The sequence below is a fragment of the Streptomyces sp. NPDC026301 genome (genome assembly GCF_055567935.1).
Window position 1 is genome coordinate 160,902 of the sequence record NZ_JBVHPN010000012.1, and the last position, 16,213, is coordinate 177,114.

The following is a 16,213-nucleotide window of genomic DNA, read 5'->3' on the forward strand; positions in this document are numbered from 1 at the left end:
TCCACCATCGACTCAACCCACCTATTCCCTCTGCCACTTCAGCCTCTGAACGGGAGGGCGCCATGCCTTCTTCTGTCATGCCCACAACAACATCAACATCAACGCATACGACCTCCCCCGCAGCCGTCTCCGCCGCCGGTCTCCGCAAGTCGTACGGCGACAAGACCGTGCTCGACGGCATCGACCTGCACATCCCGGCCGGGTCCGTGTTCGCGCTGCTCGGGCCGAACGGTGCCGGTAAGACCACCGTCGTCAAGATCCTCTCCACTCTCATCCGTGCCGACGCCGGCGATCTGCACGTCGGCGGCCACGACCTCGCCACCGAGCCGCAGGCGGTACGCGCCGCGATCGGCGTCACCGGCCAGTTCTCCGCCATCGACGGCCTGATCACCGGCGAGGAGAACATGCTCCTCATGGCCGACCTGCACCACCTGTCCCGGCGCGAGGGCCGCCGCACCGCCGCTGAGCTGCTGGAACGCTTCGACCTCAGCGACGCCGCGAAGAGGCCCGCCGCCACCTACTCCGGCGGCATGAAGCGCCGCCTCGACATCGCCATGACCCTGGTCGGCAACCCGCGGATCATCTTCCTCGACGAACCGACCACCGGCCTCGACCCCCGCAGCCGCCACAACATGTGGCAGATCATCCGCGAGCTGGTCACCGACGGCGTCACTGTCTTCCTCACCACCCAGTACCTGGACGAGGCCGACGAGCTCGCCGACCGTATCGCCGTGCTCAACGACGGGAAGATCGCCGCCGAGGGCACCGCCGAGGAGCTGAAGCGGCTCGTCCCGGGCGGGCACGTCCGGCTGCGCTTCACCGACCCGGCCGCGCACCGGTCCGCCGCCGTCGCCCTGCGCGAGGTCACCAGGGACGACGAGGCGCTTGCGCTGCAGATCCCCAGCGACGGCAGCCAGCGCGAGCTGCGCGCCGTCCTCGACCGGCTCGACTCGGCCGGCATCGCGGCCGACGAGCTGACCGTGCACACCCCCGACCTCGACGACGTGTTCTTCGCCCTGACCGGCGACGCCGGCGTCCCCGACCAGCCCGAGGAGAACGTCCGATGAGCTCCCTCTCCCTCGCCGTGCGCGACTCGTCCACGATGCTGCGCCGCAACCTCCTGCACGCCCGGCGCTACCCGTCCCTCACCCTGAACCTGCTGCTCACACCGATCATGCTGTTGTTGCTCTTCGTCTACGTCTTCGGCGACGTGATGAGCGCGGGCATCGGCGGCGGCGGTGCGGACCGCTCCGAGTACATCGCGTATCTCGTTCCGGGCATCCTGCTGATGACCATCGGCGGCACCGTGGTCGGGACCGCGGTGTCCGTCTCCAACGACATGACCGAGGGCATCATCGCCCGCTTCCGCACGATGGCGATCCACCGCGGTTCGGTGCTCGTCGGGCACGTCATCGGCAGTGTGCTGCAGTCGGTCATGAGTGTGGTCCTCGTGGGCGCCGTCGCCGTGGCCATCGGCTTCCGGCCCACGGACGCCACGCCGTTGGAGTGGCTGGCGGCGTTCGGGCTGCTCGTACTCTTCGCCATGGCGCTCACCTGGGTCGCGGTCGGCATGGGCCTGATCAGTCCGAACGCCGAGGCCGCCAGCAACAACGCACTGCCGATGGTCCTGCTGCCGCTCCTCTCCAGCGCCTTCGTGCCGATCGACGCCATGCCCGGCTGGTTCCAGCCGATCGCCGAGTACCAGCCGTTCACGCCCGCCATCGAAACCCTGCGTGGCCTGCTGCTCGGCAGCGAGATCGGCGACAACGGGTGGCTCGCGGTCGGCTGGTGCCTGGGACTCGCGGTGCTCGGTTACTTCTGGTCGACCTCGAAGTTCAACCGCGACCCGAAGTAACCGCCAGGACAGCGCGGGCCGGCCTCGCGCAGCCGTGCTGTCCTACGCCGCCGCTTTCGGCCGCGGCACAATCATGAACTTGTCGCCGCGTGCGCTGTAGACGACCTGCACGTCCTCCCCTGCCGCGTTGCGGCCTGCCGCCTCCGCGTCCAGCCGCGGCAGCGACCGCGGGTCACCCGCGGGCAGCCACCTGGCGATGGTCCGGAGATTCGTCGAGTCGTTCATCGGGTGCCTCGCTGTCCCTGTCCGCCGTGCGAAGGTCTGTGCACCTCATGTTTCCTGCCGGGGTTGCAGAACTCGCTGCAGTGGCCGCTACAGCGCCCCAGGACCCGAGGGCCGAGTGGCCCGGGAATCAGGGTCGGGCCGCGATGGAACTGTTCGCCCCGGCGGAAGAAACCGGCTCGGCGTCCTTGTCGGCGAGGGCGGCGAGTTGGGCGGGAACGGTGTCAGCGGCGGGGACACCGAGGTCGGCATAAAGGCTGGAGGCGGCTTCCCAGTGGCTGCGGGCCCGGTGGAGATCGCCTGTCGTCCGGTGGGTGGCGGCGATGCCCTCGTGCGCGCGGGCCTGCTCGTACCGCTCACCGATCTCCACGGCCTTCGCCAGCGCGTCGGTGTGCCACACGCGCGCCTCCGCCGGCCTGCCACTCGCCCGCAGGGCTTCGCCGAGGCCGTTGAGCGCCTCGACCTCACACGCGCGGTAGCCGGTCTGCCGGGAGAGGTCCAGGGCCTGGCGGTGCTGGTCGACGGCCTGCTGGAAGTGGCCCTGGCGGCAGTTGGCCTGGCCCAAGTGGGACAGCGTGTATGCCTGGCCGTCCCGGTTACCGGTCCTCCGGAAGAGGTCCAGGGCCCGGCGGTGCTGGTCGAGGGCCTGCTGGTACCGGCCCTGCCGGCAGTGGACCAGGCCCAGGTGGGTCAGCGCGTAGGCGCGGCCGTCCCGGTCGCCGAGCTGCTCGAAGAGGTCCCGGGCGCGGCGGTGTTGGTCGGCGGCCCACGCGTAGTGGCCCTGCCGCCAGTGGACGAGGCCCAGGACGAGGTGTGCGTACGCCTGGCCGTACCGGTTGCCGGTTCCCCGGAAGAGGTCCAGCGCTCGGCGGTGTTGGTCGGCGGCCCGCGTGTAGTGGCCCTGCCGCCAGTAGACGAGGCCCAGGTAGGTCAGCGCGGACGCCTGGCCGTCCTGATTGCCGGTCCGCCGGAAGACGTCCAGCGCCTGGCGGTGCTGGTCGATGGCCCGCTGGAAGTGGCCTTGTCGCCAGTAGACGTAGCCCAGGTAGGTCAGCACCTGGGCTTCGCCGTTGTGGTCGCCGTTGTGGCGGGCGGCCTGGTGGGCATGGGTGTGGATGGTCAGTCCTTCGACGTAGTGCCCACCGGTGTCCAGGTAGCGGAACAGTGTGGTGGCCAGTTGCACGGCGTGGCCCTCCCAGCCGCGGCCGGCGGCGTGGGCGCAGACGGCGGCCAGGTTGGCGCGCTCGGCGTCCAGCCAGGCCCGCGCCGCTTCCGGATCGCCGATCGGCGGGGCGGAGGTGGGCGAGGGGGAAGGGGCGGGCGCCGGGCGCTGCTCCACTCGGTGCTGATGGAGGGTGGTCGTCGCGGTGGTGGCGGTGGCCAGGTAGTGGTCGAAGAGCCGGGTCAGCGCGGCGTGCCGGTCGGCGGGTGGGTCGGTGGTGGTGGCCAGTTCGGCGGCGTAGGCGCGCAGCAGGTCGTGCATGGTGTACCGGTGGGGGCCGGTGGGCTGGATGAGGTGGGCGCGGGCCAGCCGGTCGAGCAGGGAACGGACCTGATCGGGAGGGGCGCCGATGAGGGCGGCGGTGGCGTGGCGGTCCCAGTCGGGGCCCGGGTGGAGGGCCAGCAGGCGGAAGGCCCGGGCGGCCTGGGCGGGCAGGCGCTGGTAGGACCAGGAGAACACGGCGCGCACGTCGGTGCTGGGGTCTTCGTCGGCCTGGAGGAAGTCCAGCTGTCGCTCCCGGTCGGCCAGCTCGGCGGCCAGTTCGGCCAGGCTGTGGTGGGGGCGGGCGGCGGCGAGTTCGGCGGTGAGACGCAGCGCGAGAGGCAGCCGCCTGCACCGGTCCGCCAGGGCGACGGCGGCCTGGGGTTCGGCCTCCACCCGGGGGCCGATCAGTTGGTGCAGCAGGGCGTGGGCGTCCTCGGCGGGCAGCAGGTCGAGGTCGAGGCGGTGGGCTCCGTGCAGGGCCACCAGGCCGGGCAGGGCGTCGCGGCTGGTCACGATGGTCGGGCAGGTGGGGGCGCCGGGCAGCAGCGGCCTGATCTGCTCGGGCGTGGCGGCGTTGTCCAGGATGATGAGCATGCGGCGCCCGGCGAGTTCACTGCGGTAACGGGCGGAGCGGTCCGCCACGTCGAGGGGGATGTCCTGGCCGCGCAGCCCGAGGGCGGCCAGCAGGCGGGCGAGCGCCTCTCCGGCGGCCATCGGCTGTTCGGGGTCGTAGCCGCGGAGATTCACGTACAACTGCCCGTCGGGGAACGCCTGCCGTACGCGATGGGCCCAGTGCACCGTCAGCGCGGTCTTGCCCACGCCCGGGGTGCCGGAGACGAGGCAGATCACCGCCGCCGTCGAGGCCGGGTCCTGGGCTGTCAGCTCGTCCAATTGCACCAGTTGCCGCGCGCGGCCGGTGAAGCCTGCGACGTCGCCGGGCAGCAGGCAGGGCACCGGGCCCGGCCGGGGCCGCTGCGGGTCGGGCGGCGCCAGGGCGGGGTCGGCGGTGAGCACCGCCTGTTCCAGGTGCCGCAGGTCCGGGCCGGGCTCGATTCCCAGCTCCTCGGCCAGCAGCGCTCGGGCCTTCCGGTAGGCCGCCAGCGCCTCGGCCTGGCGCCCCGACCGGTACAGGGCCACCATCAACTGTGCGCACATCCGCTCCCGCAGCGGATGTTCGTGCACCAGCCCGGCCAGCTCATCCACCACGGAGGCATGTCGGCCCAGTGCCAGATCGGCCTCGACGCGCTCCTCCAGCACGCTCAGCCGGTGCTCTTCCAGCCGGTCCCGCTCGGCGTCCAGCAGCGGACCGGCCAGGCCCTCGCACAGTCGGCCCCGCCACAGATGAAGCGCACCGTGCAGTGCCTCGGCCGCCGCGTGCCAGTCCCCGGCGGCCCGGGCGGCCCGCCCCCGCTCGACCTGCGCGGTGACGGTCTCCAGGTCCAGTCGGCCGGCCGGTACGGACAGTACGTATCCGCCCTCGGTCCAGGCCAGCAGCCGGGACGGGGCACGAGCCGGCCGGCCGGGCTCCAGCACCCGGCGCAGCCCGGCGGCGTGCCGCTGCAGCAGATTCACCGCGCGTCCCGGGGCCGCCTCCCCCCACACCGCGTCGATGAGCTTCTCCCGCGGCAGCGGCCGATTCGCGTGCAACAGCAACACAGCGAGCACGACGCGTTGTTGGACAGGTCCGGGATTCAGCTCCGCCCCGTTCCGCCACACTCGCAGCGGCCCGAACACCTCGAAACGCAACCCCCCGGGTGTCCTGTGATCGCCCATTTTTGCCTCCCCGTGCGGCAATCCCTCCCAAGCTAGCCCGTACAGCGCCATACGGACACCCGCCCGCGCAAGAGCCTCTCCCCGGCCTCCAACGGCGGGCCCCGTACCCCTCAACCCGCACGTCGTGTCCGCTTTTCAAGCTTCGCCAACGCCTCCGGACGTGAGTACGGTGGGTACGGCACGCCGTCCCCGGGAGGTCCCGGAGGGAAGAGAGGCGGTCGCCCATGTCGCCGAGGTTCGTCCCCTACTCACCGGACATCGAGATGGGGAACCTCGACGGGCTGCCGAAGGAGTACTTCACCGAACTCGACAAGGGAGCCCAGATGACCACGAACCCGGAGAAGCCGAGCCGCCCAGGGCTGAGGTCCGGACGGGTCAGTGAATTCACCCTCTTCTTCACCGTCAAGGCCGGTCACGGAAAACTGATCCGCGAGCTCTTCCAGCAGCCCGGATTCGAGGCACAACGCGAGGAGGTGAGCAAGCGCATCGGCACGCTCCACGACGCGCGATGGGTCCTGTTCGAGAACGACACGCGCCTGTTGTTCGCCACGAACTTCGACGGCGACTGGGACGCCTACATCGACGACTTCGCCTACCAGGTCCCCGGCTTCTTCGATGCCGTCCTGGAACACACCGAGGGCTACCCGGGCATCAAAGACCCCGGCATCAAGGATTACATCGTCGCCCACCAGGCCACCGCCTGCTCGTATTTCCGCACCATCCCCAACGCCACGGTCAAGGACCTCCACAAGGCACTACGCGTCCAAGCGGCGTTCCAGCAACTGCTCGACTCGGCCGGCTGAGTACAGCACGGGGCAGGGCCTAAGAAGCCAGCACCTGCGGAGTCTTCTGCTGGGCACTTTGCGGCGTCCGCCGCTGAGTTCGGCAGTATGCCAAGTGGCCGATGACCGCATCGGCGAGCTGTGGAGTGTCGATGATGTTCAGGTGCCCACAGTCCGGGATGCTGACGGAATCGACATGCCGGCCGGCCGTGGCACTGGAGATCGGCACCACGAGATCGGATGTCGATCCGACGAGCAGCCAGCGGACGCGACCATCACTGTCAATGGGAGGCAAGCCACCCAGGAGCGGGGAGCGGACGCGCATTTGCTTGGCAGCCGGCCCAGGAGCCGCATACGCGAGCGGAGCGCCGCGGTGGGGTGTCGCAATGGTGATGGCGCTCAGCGCATCGGCGTCCGTACCAAGACGCTGCACCGCATAGCGCACCGCAAGCCCGCCGAGGCTGTAGCCGATGAGGTGTACCCCCTGCGTTCCGCTGCGCCGGGCAGCCGCCGACGCCTCCTCCGCGACCAGCTCAGCGACGTCCGGAATGGGCATCCTCAGCGAGTTGTACCGCAGGCAACTGGTGCGGTGATAACCGCTTTGCCGCAGCCGCCTCACCAGCGACCCCCAACACCCTTCAGCGGAGAGATAACCCGGAACGAGCACGATCGGCGTTTCCTGGCCGCCCTCCCGCCACGACGAGCGGGGAATGTCCGGCCCGCCCGGGAGCTCGGGGCTCACGCGCCGCCGCGATGCGGCTTTCAGCGTGGTCTTGAAGGCCGCCGCCAGTGCCGTCACCGCCGCTTCGACCGGCACCGATGGCGCGGCACGCGCGTCTTCGTTCGGTAGCCTCTCCACTGTCATGCCGACCGCCTCGCCTATCCGGTTCCCAGGTTTGCCGTTCACCGCAATGGGCAAGATTTCCGCACAACGCGCCATTTTTTACTCAGCTCGCCCTGACAACTGACGGAAGCACTGTGCTGCGGCGGATCTCATCGTGCTCTCGTGTGTTGCAGGGTTCGCTGCAGTCGCCACTGCAGCGACCAGTGCAGCGAGAACTGCAGACCGGGACGACACGATGGCGTCTGCACGCGCTCGCAGCGGCCCACCAGCGGGCCCTGCCGAGCGTGCCCACTGGACGGGGGAGCCAGGACACCATGACCGATTCCAGCGATTTCTCGACGGCTGCCAAGGCCGAAGCGCTCCCCCTCGTCACCGACCGGGAAGAGGAAGCCGCGAGTCGGCCGCCGGACCGCGCGGCGGACGCAGCAGACCTCTCGGCGGAGCGCCGGGCGCTGCTGCTGACCTACGAACTCGTCCTTGACGCGAGCGAAGCGCTGTCCCGGCATGGCGTGCCCGGACAGCGCCCGGCGGAGCTGAAAGCCGCGGCGGCCCGCATCGACACCCTGGACGAGGCCCTGAGCGCGATCCGGGAAATCGGACGATTGGCGACGGCGGTCATCGCTGCTCAGGCATAGCCGCTGTTCAGCTCTGTACCGCGGTGTGGCGCTCCGCTGCCGCGGTCGTCAGTACCAAGTCGACATCGACCGGGCGGTCTTCGCCGGGGTGGACGGCCGCCGAGGCGCGCGGGGCGTGACCGGCGACCATGGCGGCCAGTACGTAGGCGCCGCCGTCCGGGACGGCGACCGCGTAACGGCCGTCGTGGTCCGTGAGCGCGGTACCGGCCCGGCGCCCGCGCGGGTCGATCACCGCCACCCTGGCGCGGGCGACGGGTACACCGGCCGGGTCCAGGACACGCCCCCGGAACCCGGCACGGGGCGCCGGGACCGCCGGGGTCGCCGGGACCGCCGGTACCGCCCGGGTGTTCCGCTCCGGCACGGCTTCGTCCGCACTGCTGGCCAGCAGCTGCGGCGCGGACATCTTCCTGCCGCGCGGCAGGAAGACCGCGAGCAGCAGACCGAGGGCGACCGCCGCGGTGGCGATGAGGAATGAGATGCGGAAGCCCTGCATGGTGGGTACCGTCACCGCGCCCACGTGATCGGCGGTATTGGCGAGGACCATGCCGATGACGGCGCTCGACACCGACGTGCCGATCGACCGCATGAGGGTGTTGAGCCCGTTGGCCGCGCCCGTCTCGGACGGGTCGACGGCCCCGTTGATCAGGGCGGGGAGGGAGGAGTAGGCGAGGCCGATGCCCGCGCCGACGATCACCGAGATGACGATGGTCTGCCAAGCGGCGCTCATCAGGCCGAGCCCCGCGCCGTAGCCGACCGCGATGATCAGCATGCCGACCATGAGGGTGAGCTTCGGACCGTACCGCGCCGACAGCCGGGCGTAGACGGGCGCGGTGAACATCATCGTCAGCCCCAGCGGCGCCACGCACAGCCCCGCGACGACCATGGACTGGCCCAGGCCGTATCCGGTGGCGGTGGGCAGCTGGAGCAGCTGCGGCAGGACGAGCGAGATCGCGTAGAACGCGACGCCGACCGTGATCGAGGCGAGGTTGGTGAGCAGTACCTCGCGGCGCGCGGTGGTGCGCAGGTCGACCAGCGGGGCCGTCATGCGCAGTTCCATCAGACCCCACAGAACGAGCACGACCAGCGCGGCGGCGAAGAGCCCGAGCGTCGTGCCCGAACCCCAGCCCCAGTCGCTGCCCTTGGTGATCGGCAGCAGGAACAGGACAAGACCGAGGGAGAGTCCGAGCGCGCCGACGACGTCGAAGCGGCCCTCGGCCCGGACACCGCTTTCCGGCACGACCGCCAGCGTGAGCAGGATCGATACGACGCCCAGGCCCGCGGCGCCGAAGAACAGCGCGTGCCAGTCCGCGTGCTGGGCGATCAGGGCGGCGACCGGCAACGCGAGTCCGCCGCCGACGCCTATGGAGGAGCTCATCAGGGCCATGGCCGAGCCCAGCTTCTCGCGGGGCAGTTCATCGCGCATCAGCCCGATGCCGAGCGGGATGGCGCCCATGGCGAAGCCCTGGAGCGCACGGCCGACGATCATCACGAGGAGTTCGCTGGTGAACCCGCAGATCAGCGAGCCCACGACCATGACCGCGAGGCTGGTGACCAGCATGCGGCGTTTGCCGTACAGGTCGCCGAGCCGGCCCATGATCGGGGTGGCGACGGCGCCGGCGAGCAGGGTCGACGTCATGACCCAGGTGGCGTTCGTCGGCGCGGTGTTCAGGAGGGTGGGCAGATCCTTGATGACCGGCACGAGCAGCGTCTGCATCACCGCGACCGCGATGCCGGCGAAGGCGAGGACGAGGACGACTCCGCGGGTGCGTGGATGGGCCGTCGTCTGGGGCATTGCCTGGGACCTCCGGAAGCGGGAAGAGTGGCGGGCTCGCCGAGTACGCATCGGTGAGTGCGCCGATGAGCGTGTGCCGTACGTGCGGAGAGAACTTGCCCACTCGGGTGGGTATTCCGAGGAACATCGTACGACGGGAACTCTTCACCAATTCCTTACGTTGCCGGAGCCGAGGCTCCGCCACCGGGCGGCGGGTCCTGCGGCCGAGGCCGCAGCACGAAATCCTGGTGGGCGAGGCTCCCGTACTTGATGTACACCCGCTTGATGGACGGGATGCGGCGCGGCCCGCCGGCGATGACGTTGATGAAGCCCTCCGGGAGCCCGGTCAGCTTGTACTCGCCGTGTTCGTCGGTCCGCGTGCGCGTCAGCTGCCGTCCGTCGGTGGTGGTCACGGTGATCAGTACACCGTGCAGCGGTTGCGACCGGGTGTCCCGGATGCGGCCGGCCAGCAACGGCTCGGAGGCCCCGATGTAGTGGGTGGACGTGCGTACCGGCATCGGGTGCGGCATCTCCAGCGCCGGGTCCTCCACCGCCTCCTCCAGGTCGGACGCGGTCAGCTCTTCGTCCCCGCCGGAGCGCGCCACGTTCACCCGGTGCCGTTCCCAGAAGAACCCGATGCAGATGAGCACGGCGCCGACGGCGATCCAGATACTCAGCGCCAGCAGCGGACGGAAGAGCTGCGCGCCGCCGAAGTACATCTCGTTGCGCATCGCGTCGACCAGATTGCCCAGCGGCATGTACGGGTGCAGCCAGCGGAAGAAGGACGGCACCATCGCGACCGGGATCGCCCCGTCGCTGGCCGGCATGGACAGCAGCACGAAGACGACGATGGCGACCCCGGGGAAGAACTGCCGCACGAACGGCACCAGCCCGTAGCAGGTCAGCGAGACCGCCAGGCTCAGCATGAACATGTAGAGCAGGCAGACCGGCCGGTCCACGATGCAGTCCATCGCGAGCGCGATGTAGAAGGCGGCCACGGCCATCACGGCACCGGAGACGACGAAGGTGACGACCTTCTTCCAGCGGCTGAGGCCGGTGGCCCGCAGCATCATCATCACCATGATGTACGAGGGGATGGTGAGCCCGAGGCAGAGGTAGAAGAGGCTGGTGCCCATCGCGTCCTTGGGCGCGGTGGGCGCGAGCTCGACCTGCTTGAGCCGGGCGCCGCCCCGCTCGGCGATCGGTGTGAACACCTGCTGCAGCACGGCCTCGATCTCGAAGCCGCCGGCCTTCGCGGTGTACAGGGCGGGGTGGGCCGGGTCGGGGAGGTACCCGCCGGCGGCACGGCGGTCCTTCACCGCGCGCCGGAGGGCGGCGTCACCGCCGGATACGGGCTTCACCTCGAACCCGCCCGGGACGACGTGGTCGAGCGTCTTCTGCACTTGGGCCGCCGCCGGGGCGGGGACGGCCACCCGGATGTTGTGCGGGGTGGGGTTGTGGAAGGCGAGCAGGTAGCAGAAGAGGAAGCCGAAGAAGAAGAGCGCCGGGAACCAGAGGCTGCTGACGATCACCTTCGCCGTGTGCGTCCACCGCGGGCGCGGTTCGCCGTCGGCCGGTGCCGCGTCCTCTTGCTGTGTTTCGGACATGCCGCACCCTTCCCTGACCGTGCCCTTCCCTGACCCTGGGAGATCTCCCCCGCCCCGGCCCTGCACACCTGCTTTGCTGCACTCGGCCCAGCAGGTTGGCCCGCGCGTGGTAGGGGCTGCGCGTGGAGGTGCTGCACCCGGGGCAGGAAGTCGTCGCGCTCACCACACCCGCCTCGACACGAACTCGGACGACACAATGCAGGAGAACAACGCGACTCGGGGGTTTGCCGAGGTCGTGGGGAAAATACCCGCTCCCGGGCTCGTGCTGGGCGGCGTGTGCGGGATCCAGTTCGGCGCGGCCTTCGCGCCTCAGGTGTATCCGCAGGTGGGTGCGGCGGGCGTGGTGTTCCTGCGGTTGCTGATTGCGGGGGTACTTCTGTGTCTGCTGTGGCGCCCGCGGCGGCAGGCGTTGCATTCGGTGAAGGGCGCCTGGGGAACGGTGATCGGCGCCGGGGCCTTGTTGGCGGGACACCACCTCGCGTTCTACGAGGCGGTGAACCACATTCCCCTGGGGGCCGTGGCCACGATCGAATTCCTCGGCCCGTTCGCCATCGCCCTGGCCGGATCACGACGGGCGGTCGACCTGGTGCCCGCATGTCTGGCGGCCGGCGGCGTCCTCCTGCTCAGCGGGGGCGGCGTCCCTCTTGAGGCGGGCGGTCTCACCCTGGCCGCGGTGGCGGCGTGCTGCTGGGCCGGGTACATCCTCGTCTCCTCCCGCATGGCACGACGCCTCAGCGGCGGCCAGGGCCTTGCACTGGCGGTGCTGTGGGCGGCGCTGCTGAGCGCCCCGTACGGCATCGCTCACGCCGGTCGTGCGCTGCTGGACCCCCATGTGCTGTGGGTGGCCGCGGTGGTGGCGGTGGCGTCCAGCGTGCTGCCGTACTCGTGCAACCTGGAGGCACTGCGTCGGATCCCGCCGCGCGTGTTCGGCGTACTGACGAGCCTGGAGCCGGCCGTTGGCGCGCTGTTCGGACTCCTCATCCTCGGGCAGCGGCTCGCGTGGCCGCAGTGGCTCGGCATCGCCGCGGTCGCCTGCGCCTCCGTCGCTGCCACGTTCCTGCGGGCCGGGGAACGATCGAGCGCACGAGGACGCTCGCGCCGGGAGGACAGGGCGGCCCGGAGCGCTGACCGTCAGCTGTGCCGGGAGCTGCGGAGCAAGTGAGTGGCTGTGCCGGCGGCCAGGAGGGCGACGCAGGCGGTGAAGGTCAGGCCCGCGGTGCGGAGGCCGAGGGCGAGGGTGAGGGCGCCGACACCGACGACCGGGAGGGAGATTCCGGTGTAGGCGACGACGAAGAAGGTGGAGATCGTGCCGCCGCGGTGTTCGGCGGGCGCTGCGGCCGCGACGGACGTGAGAGCGGCGCGGAAGGCGAGGCCCTGGCCGAGGCCGCCGCACAGGGCGCCGGCGACCAGTACCGGCAGGGATTCGACGGCGAGGGACGTGGCGACGAGGGCGAGGCCCAGCACGAGGACGAGGCAGCCGGCCGGGAGCGCCCGGCGTGCGCCCAGTTTCTCCGTAAGGGACTGTCCCGCCGTCGAGCCCAGGAAGACGGAGAAGACGACGGCGCCCGAGACCGCCAGGTTGGCCACGCCGAGGGTCTGGGACACGAAGCTCGGTGCCACCGCGGTGAACAGGCCGAGGAGCGAGAAACCGGCGAAGGCGGCGAGGGCCGAGGGGGCGAACACGCCGCGTACCTCGGGGGGTACGACCACGCCCTGCGGCCGGAGGCCCGGCCACCGCTCCGGCCGGTCGACGGTCTCGGGCAGGAGGAGGACCAGTACGCACGCCACCGCGATGAGTGCGAGGTGCGTCAGGTACGGCAGGGCGAGCGGCCAGGGGGCGTACTGGGCCAGGAGCCCGGCGAGCAGCGGGCCGCAGCCGAGGCCGCCCATGTTGGCGGCGGCCGCGGCGAAGCCGGCGCGCGACTTGCGTTCGGGCGGCGCCAGTTCCAGTACCGCCGCCGTGGCCGCGCCGCTGAAGAGCCCGGCCGAGAAGCCGGAGAGGAGCCGGCCCGCGAAGAGGAAGGGCAGGCCGCCCACGGACGGGAAACCGGACAGGAAGTCGGACAGGAAGCAGACCGCGCTGAGCGCCGAGAAGGCCAGCGCCGTCAGGAGTACGGGGCGGCGGCCGACGCGGTCGGAGTAGTTGCCCGCGAGCAGCAGTACGGCGATGACGCCGAGCGCGTAGACGGCGAAGACCACCGTCACCATCAGCTCCGAGAAGCCCAGCTCTTTGCGGTAGAGGCCGTACAGCGGGGTGGGGAGCGTGGTGCCCGCCATGCCCACGGCGAACACCGCCGCTGCTGCGGAGTACCCCGGGCGCCGGCCCGTCTCATGACGAACGATCATGTCCCCACGGTACGAGCCGGCCCCGCCTCACGGGGTCAAGCGGCCGCACCCGTGGCCGCCGCCGCGTCCGCCGCGAGGCGGGAGAGGTCCGGGAGCGCGTGGGAGCGGCGTTGGAGGGACTGGGCGCGGGAGCGGTAGGAGCGGTCCTCCAGTACGGCGCGTACGGCCGCGGTCAGCGACTCGCGCGTGACGTCCTGGACGTCGATCCGGCGGCCCGCGCCGATCTCCCGCAGCCGGGCGGCGTTGTACGACTGCTCGGCGAAGAGCGGTACGGCGACCATGGGGACGCCTGCCGCCAGCGCCTCCCGGGTCCCGTTGAAGCCGGCGTGCGTGAGGAACGCGTCGCTGGACCGCAGGAGCAGTTCCTGCTGGACGAACGAGGTGAGGTGGACGTTGTCGGCGCGGGCGCCCGTCCACTCCCGGGGGTCGGTGCCCGCGCCGAGCGCGACGACGCCGGTGACCGGAAGGTCCCCGAGCGTCTCGATGATGGTGTCGAGCAGGGGAAGGACTCCGCCGCCGGGGAACTGGGTCGCGTTGGAGCCCAGTGTGGCGAGGACGAGCGGGCGGTCGGCGGGGAGCCCGGCGATCTCGGGGTCGAGGGGCGCTTCGCCGGCGGGGGCTGGCAGCCGGTAGTAGTGGGCGTTCGGCAGGCGGCTCGCCTCGGGGTAGAACTCCTCCGGTACGACGCCGGCCCGGAAGGCACGGAAGACGTGCCAGGGGTCGTCGATCGGGTCGAGGCCCAGGTCGGCGCGGTGCTTGTTGAGCTGCTCGGTGACGGCGGGGTGGGCGTAGGGCGCGAGCGGCGCGATGTCCAGCGCGCCGTGCGGGATGCCGAGCCGTTCGCCCGCCAAGTAGCCGCCGAACTCGGTGGATTCGTGCAGGATCAGGTCGGGGCGCCAGTCCTGTGCCACGTCGACGATGTCGCGCGCCGAGGGCCCTGCCAGCTGCCCGACGAAGGCGGATGCGAAGAACTGCGGGTCCAACTCGATGGTGACGGAGCCGAATTGGCGCATGACCGCGGGCGGACGGATGTCGCCGCGCTGCAGTACGTCCCCCAGCCCCTCGACGTTCGGCAGCCGCAGCGCGGTCAGCCCGCGCTTCTCGATGTGCTCCGCGACGGCGTTCCCGGTGGCGACGGCCACCTCGTGGCCCGCCTGCCGGGCGCTCTCGGCCGCCGGCAGCACCAGCGGTGCGAGGTGCGAGTAGCTCGCCTGGGCGGTGAACAGGATGCGCATGGTGCTTCGCTCCCTCGGCGCCGCGCGGCCGGCACTGGGGGCGCGCAGCTGGGACTCAGGAAAATCAACGACTGTTGAAACAGCGTATCCGTCCGGTTTCCGCGCCATCCGGGCGGGGCGGGAGTGGAGGGAGGGACCGCACGGCGTGCGGGGCACGTGCGCGCCGGGCGCGCTCACGGAGCGTCATGCGGCCCCACGAGTGCACTTGGGCACCGGAGGGCGCAGCACGATACCGCCGCAGTGACGGATGCGTCACCAAATTCCCGCGAACCGTGTTCCGTTGCGGGTAAGACAGGCATCTTGGGCGTATGTCGCAGAATTTACCCAAGGCACGCAACGTGCCCCTGCCGACGCGCACCTGGTCCCCGTCACGGAAAGTGTCACCGGGCGACCGGCCCGCCACCACACCCGACCACACCGCACCCGACCAACTGTCACCGCCGACCGCACGTGCCAGCACTCCCCGGCTGATCGGCGTCGACCTCGCCCGCGGCCTCGCGGTACTGGGCATGTTCGCCGCCCACGTGGGCCCCGATCCGTCGGACGGCGGCCCCGTGGGCTTTCTCATGGAGTTCGCGCGCGGCCGCTCGTCCGCCCTCTTCGCGCTGCTCGCCGGTTTCTCGATCGTGCTCATCACCGGCCGCCCCGAGCCCCGTACCGGGCGCGCGGGCCGGCAGGCGGTCACGCGGGTGCTGATCCGCGCCGTCGTCCTGCTGGCGCTGGGGACGGCACTGACCGCGCTGGACACCTCGATCGACGTGATCCTCGCCTACTACGCGCTGGCGTTCGTCGTGGTTCTCCCCCTGTACCGACTCAAGGCGGGGGCGCTCGCCTTCATCGCCGCGGGGACCGCGCTGGTACTCCCCCAGGACCTCTTCCTGGTCAAGGTCTCGCTGGATCAAGGCAGTTGGGGCGACATGGTGATCGCCCACGACCCGCTGTCCGGGCTCGGTGACACGGACGGCGTCATCGATCTGCTGTTCACCGGCGCGTATCCGGTGCTCACCTGGGTCCCGTTCCTGATCGCGGGCATGGCGGTGGCCCGGCTCGACCTCGCCGATTCGGTGGTCCGCATCCGGCTCGCCTGTACCGGTGCCGCGCTCGCGGTCCTCGGTTACGGGGGCTCGTGGCTGGCCCTGCACCTGGTCCCGAACGCGTACGCCGCCGTCGCCGCCGGTTCGGACGGCGACTCGCCGGGGTCGGCCTGGTGGTCCGACACCGTCGGCGACCCCACCCACCTCTTCCGGGAGTGGCTGCTGGTGGCCGCGCCGCACAGTCAGACGACCCCGTCGATCCTGGGCAACACCGGCGTCGCCCTGCTCGTACTGGCCGGGTGCACGATCGCCCTGGACCGGCTGCCGCGCTTCCGGCGGGTGGCCACGCCGGTCATCGCCGTCGGTGCGATGTCCCTGTCCGCCTATGCGCTGCACATCGTGGCCATCTGGGCGCTGGACACGGACGACATGCCCGACTCCACCGACCCGGTGGTGCTGCTCGGCTTCACCGTGGGCGTGCTGGTGCTGGCCTTCGTATGGAAGCGGCTGTTCCGGCGCGGACCACTGGAGTACCTGCTGTACCTGATCACCCGGCCGGCGCGCTTCATCAAGTAAGCGCCTTGTCCAGGCAGCGGACCCAGGGCAGCGGGAGCCCACCGGCG

13 protein-coding genes are annotated in these 16,213 nt (G+C 71.1%); 6 read left to right on the plus strand and 7 right to left on the minus strand.

Translation table 11 applies throughout. The features are described from left to right. Nucleotides 1-62 precede the first annotated feature (62 nt). Both ACZ4MH_RS22310 and ACZ4MH_RS22315 read left to right on the plus strand, forming a co-directional pair. Nucleotides 63-1,067 carry an ATP-binding cassette domain-containing protein gene (locus ACZ4MH_RS22310; protein WP_351596306.1) on the plus strand — a complete coding sequence of 335 codons (1,005 nt, stop codon included), beginning with the start codon at nt 63-65 and terminating at the stop codon, nt 1,065-1,067. Then, nucleotides 1,064-1,855 (plus strand): ABC transporter permease, encoded by a 792-nt coding sequence (locus ACZ4MH_RS22315; protein ID WP_351596309.1) that lies wholly within the window; start codon nt 1,064-1,066, stop codon nt 1,853-1,855. The genes ACZ4MH_RS22310 and ACZ4MH_RS22315 overlap by 4 nt, the downstream gene beginning before the upstream one ends. Before the next feature lie 42 nt (nt 1,856-1,897). On the opposite strand, the gene ACZ4MH_RS22320 is transcribed toward ACZ4MH_RS22315, so the two are convergent. Together ACZ4MH_RS22320 and ACZ4MH_RS22325 are read right to left on the minus strand one after the other, a co-directional pair. Further along, the gene (locus ACZ4MH_RS22320; protein ID WP_351596312.1) at nt 1,898-2,080 is read right to left on the minus strand and encodes a hypothetical protein; all 183 of its coding nucleotides are present in this window, start codon (nt 2,078-2,080) and stop codon (nt 1,898-1,900) included. Nucleotides 2,081-2,207: 127 nt separating this feature from the next. Continuing rightward, on the minus strand, nt 2,208-5,228 hold the full coding sequence (locus tag ACZ4MH_RS22325) for an AfsR/SARP family transcriptional regulator (RefSeq protein WP_351596315.1): 3,021 nt from the start codon (nt 5,226-5,228) through the stop codon (nt 2,208-2,210). Between the two features lie 332 nt (nt 5,229-5,560). Between ACZ4MH_RS22325 and ACZ4MH_RS22330 the strand changes: the two genes are divergently transcribed. Next, nucleotides 5,561-6,139 carry a hypothetical protein gene (locus ACZ4MH_RS22330; protein WP_351596318.1) on the plus strand — a complete coding sequence of 193 codons (579 nt, stop codon included), beginning with the start codon at nt 5,561-5,563 and terminating at the stop codon, nt 6,137-6,139. A gap of 19 nt (nt 6,140-6,158) precedes the next feature. Here the strand turns inward: ACZ4MH_RS22330 and ACZ4MH_RS22335 are convergent, their stop codons facing one another. After that, complete coding sequence (locus tag ACZ4MH_RS22335; RefSeq protein WP_351596321.1) at nt 6,159-6,983, minus strand: alpha/beta hydrolase; 825 nt, start codon at nt 6,981-6,983, stop codon at nt 6,159-6,161. 293 nt (nt 6,984-7,276) lie between these two features. Here ACZ4MH_RS22335 and ACZ4MH_RS22340 point away from each other — a divergent pair, with 293 nt between their 5' ends. Continuing rightward, entirely contained in the window at nt 7,277-7,597 is a 321-nt protein-coding gene (locus tag ACZ4MH_RS22340; RefSeq protein WP_351596324.1) for a hypothetical protein, read from the plus strand. Nucleotides 7,598-7,604: 7 nt separating this feature from the next. Here the strand turns inward: ACZ4MH_RS22340 and ACZ4MH_RS22345 are convergent, their stop codons facing one another. Both ACZ4MH_RS22345 and ACZ4MH_RS22350 read right to left on the minus strand, forming a co-directional pair. Beyond that, the gene (locus ACZ4MH_RS22345) at nt 7,605-9,440 is read right to left on the minus strand and encodes an MFS transporter (protein WP_467754650.1); all 1,836 of its coding nucleotides are present in this window, start codon (nt 9,438-9,440) and stop codon (nt 7,605-7,607) included. 104 nt (nt 9,441-9,544) lie between these two features. Continuing rightward, on the minus strand, nt 9,545-10,975 hold the full coding sequence (locus ACZ4MH_RS22350; protein WP_351596329.1) for a carboxypeptidase regulatory-like domain-containing protein: 1,431 nt from the start codon (nt 10,973-10,975) through the stop codon (nt 9,545-9,547). A 235-nt stretch (nt 10,976-11,210) separates the two neighbouring features. Between ACZ4MH_RS22350 and ACZ4MH_RS22355 the strand changes: the two genes are divergently transcribed. Then, the gene (locus ACZ4MH_RS22355) at nt 11,211-12,137 is read left to right on the plus strand and encodes an EamA family transporter (RefSeq protein ID WP_467754651.1); all 927 of its coding nucleotides are present in this window, start codon (nt 11,211-11,213) and stop codon (nt 12,135-12,137) included. Here ACZ4MH_RS22355 and ACZ4MH_RS22360 read toward each other — a convergent pair. Together ACZ4MH_RS22360 and ACZ4MH_RS22365 are read right to left on the minus strand one after the other, a co-directional pair. Next, nucleotides 12,107-13,321, minus strand: coding sequence for an MFS transporter (locus ACZ4MH_RS22360; RefSeq protein WP_351596335.1), 1,215 nt, complete (start codon nt 13,319-13,321; stop codon nt 12,107-12,109). The genes ACZ4MH_RS22355 and ACZ4MH_RS22360 overlap by 31 nt on opposite strands. Nucleotides 13,322-13,356: 35 nt before the next feature. After that, nucleotides 13,357-14,556, minus strand: a complete 1,200-nt coding sequence (locus ACZ4MH_RS22365; protein WP_351596338.1) for a glycosyltransferase — start codon at nt 14,554-14,556, stop codon at nt 13,357-13,359. 308 nt (nt 14,557-14,864) lie between these two features. On the opposite strand from ACZ4MH_RS22365, the gene ACZ4MH_RS22370 reads away from it, so the two are divergent. After that, complete coding sequence (locus ACZ4MH_RS22370; RefSeq protein ID WP_351596341.1) at nt 14,865-16,166, plus strand: DUF418 domain-containing protein; 1,302 nt, start codon at nt 14,865-14,867, stop codon at nt 16,164-16,166. Nucleotides 16,167-16,213: the final 47 nt, after the last annotated feature.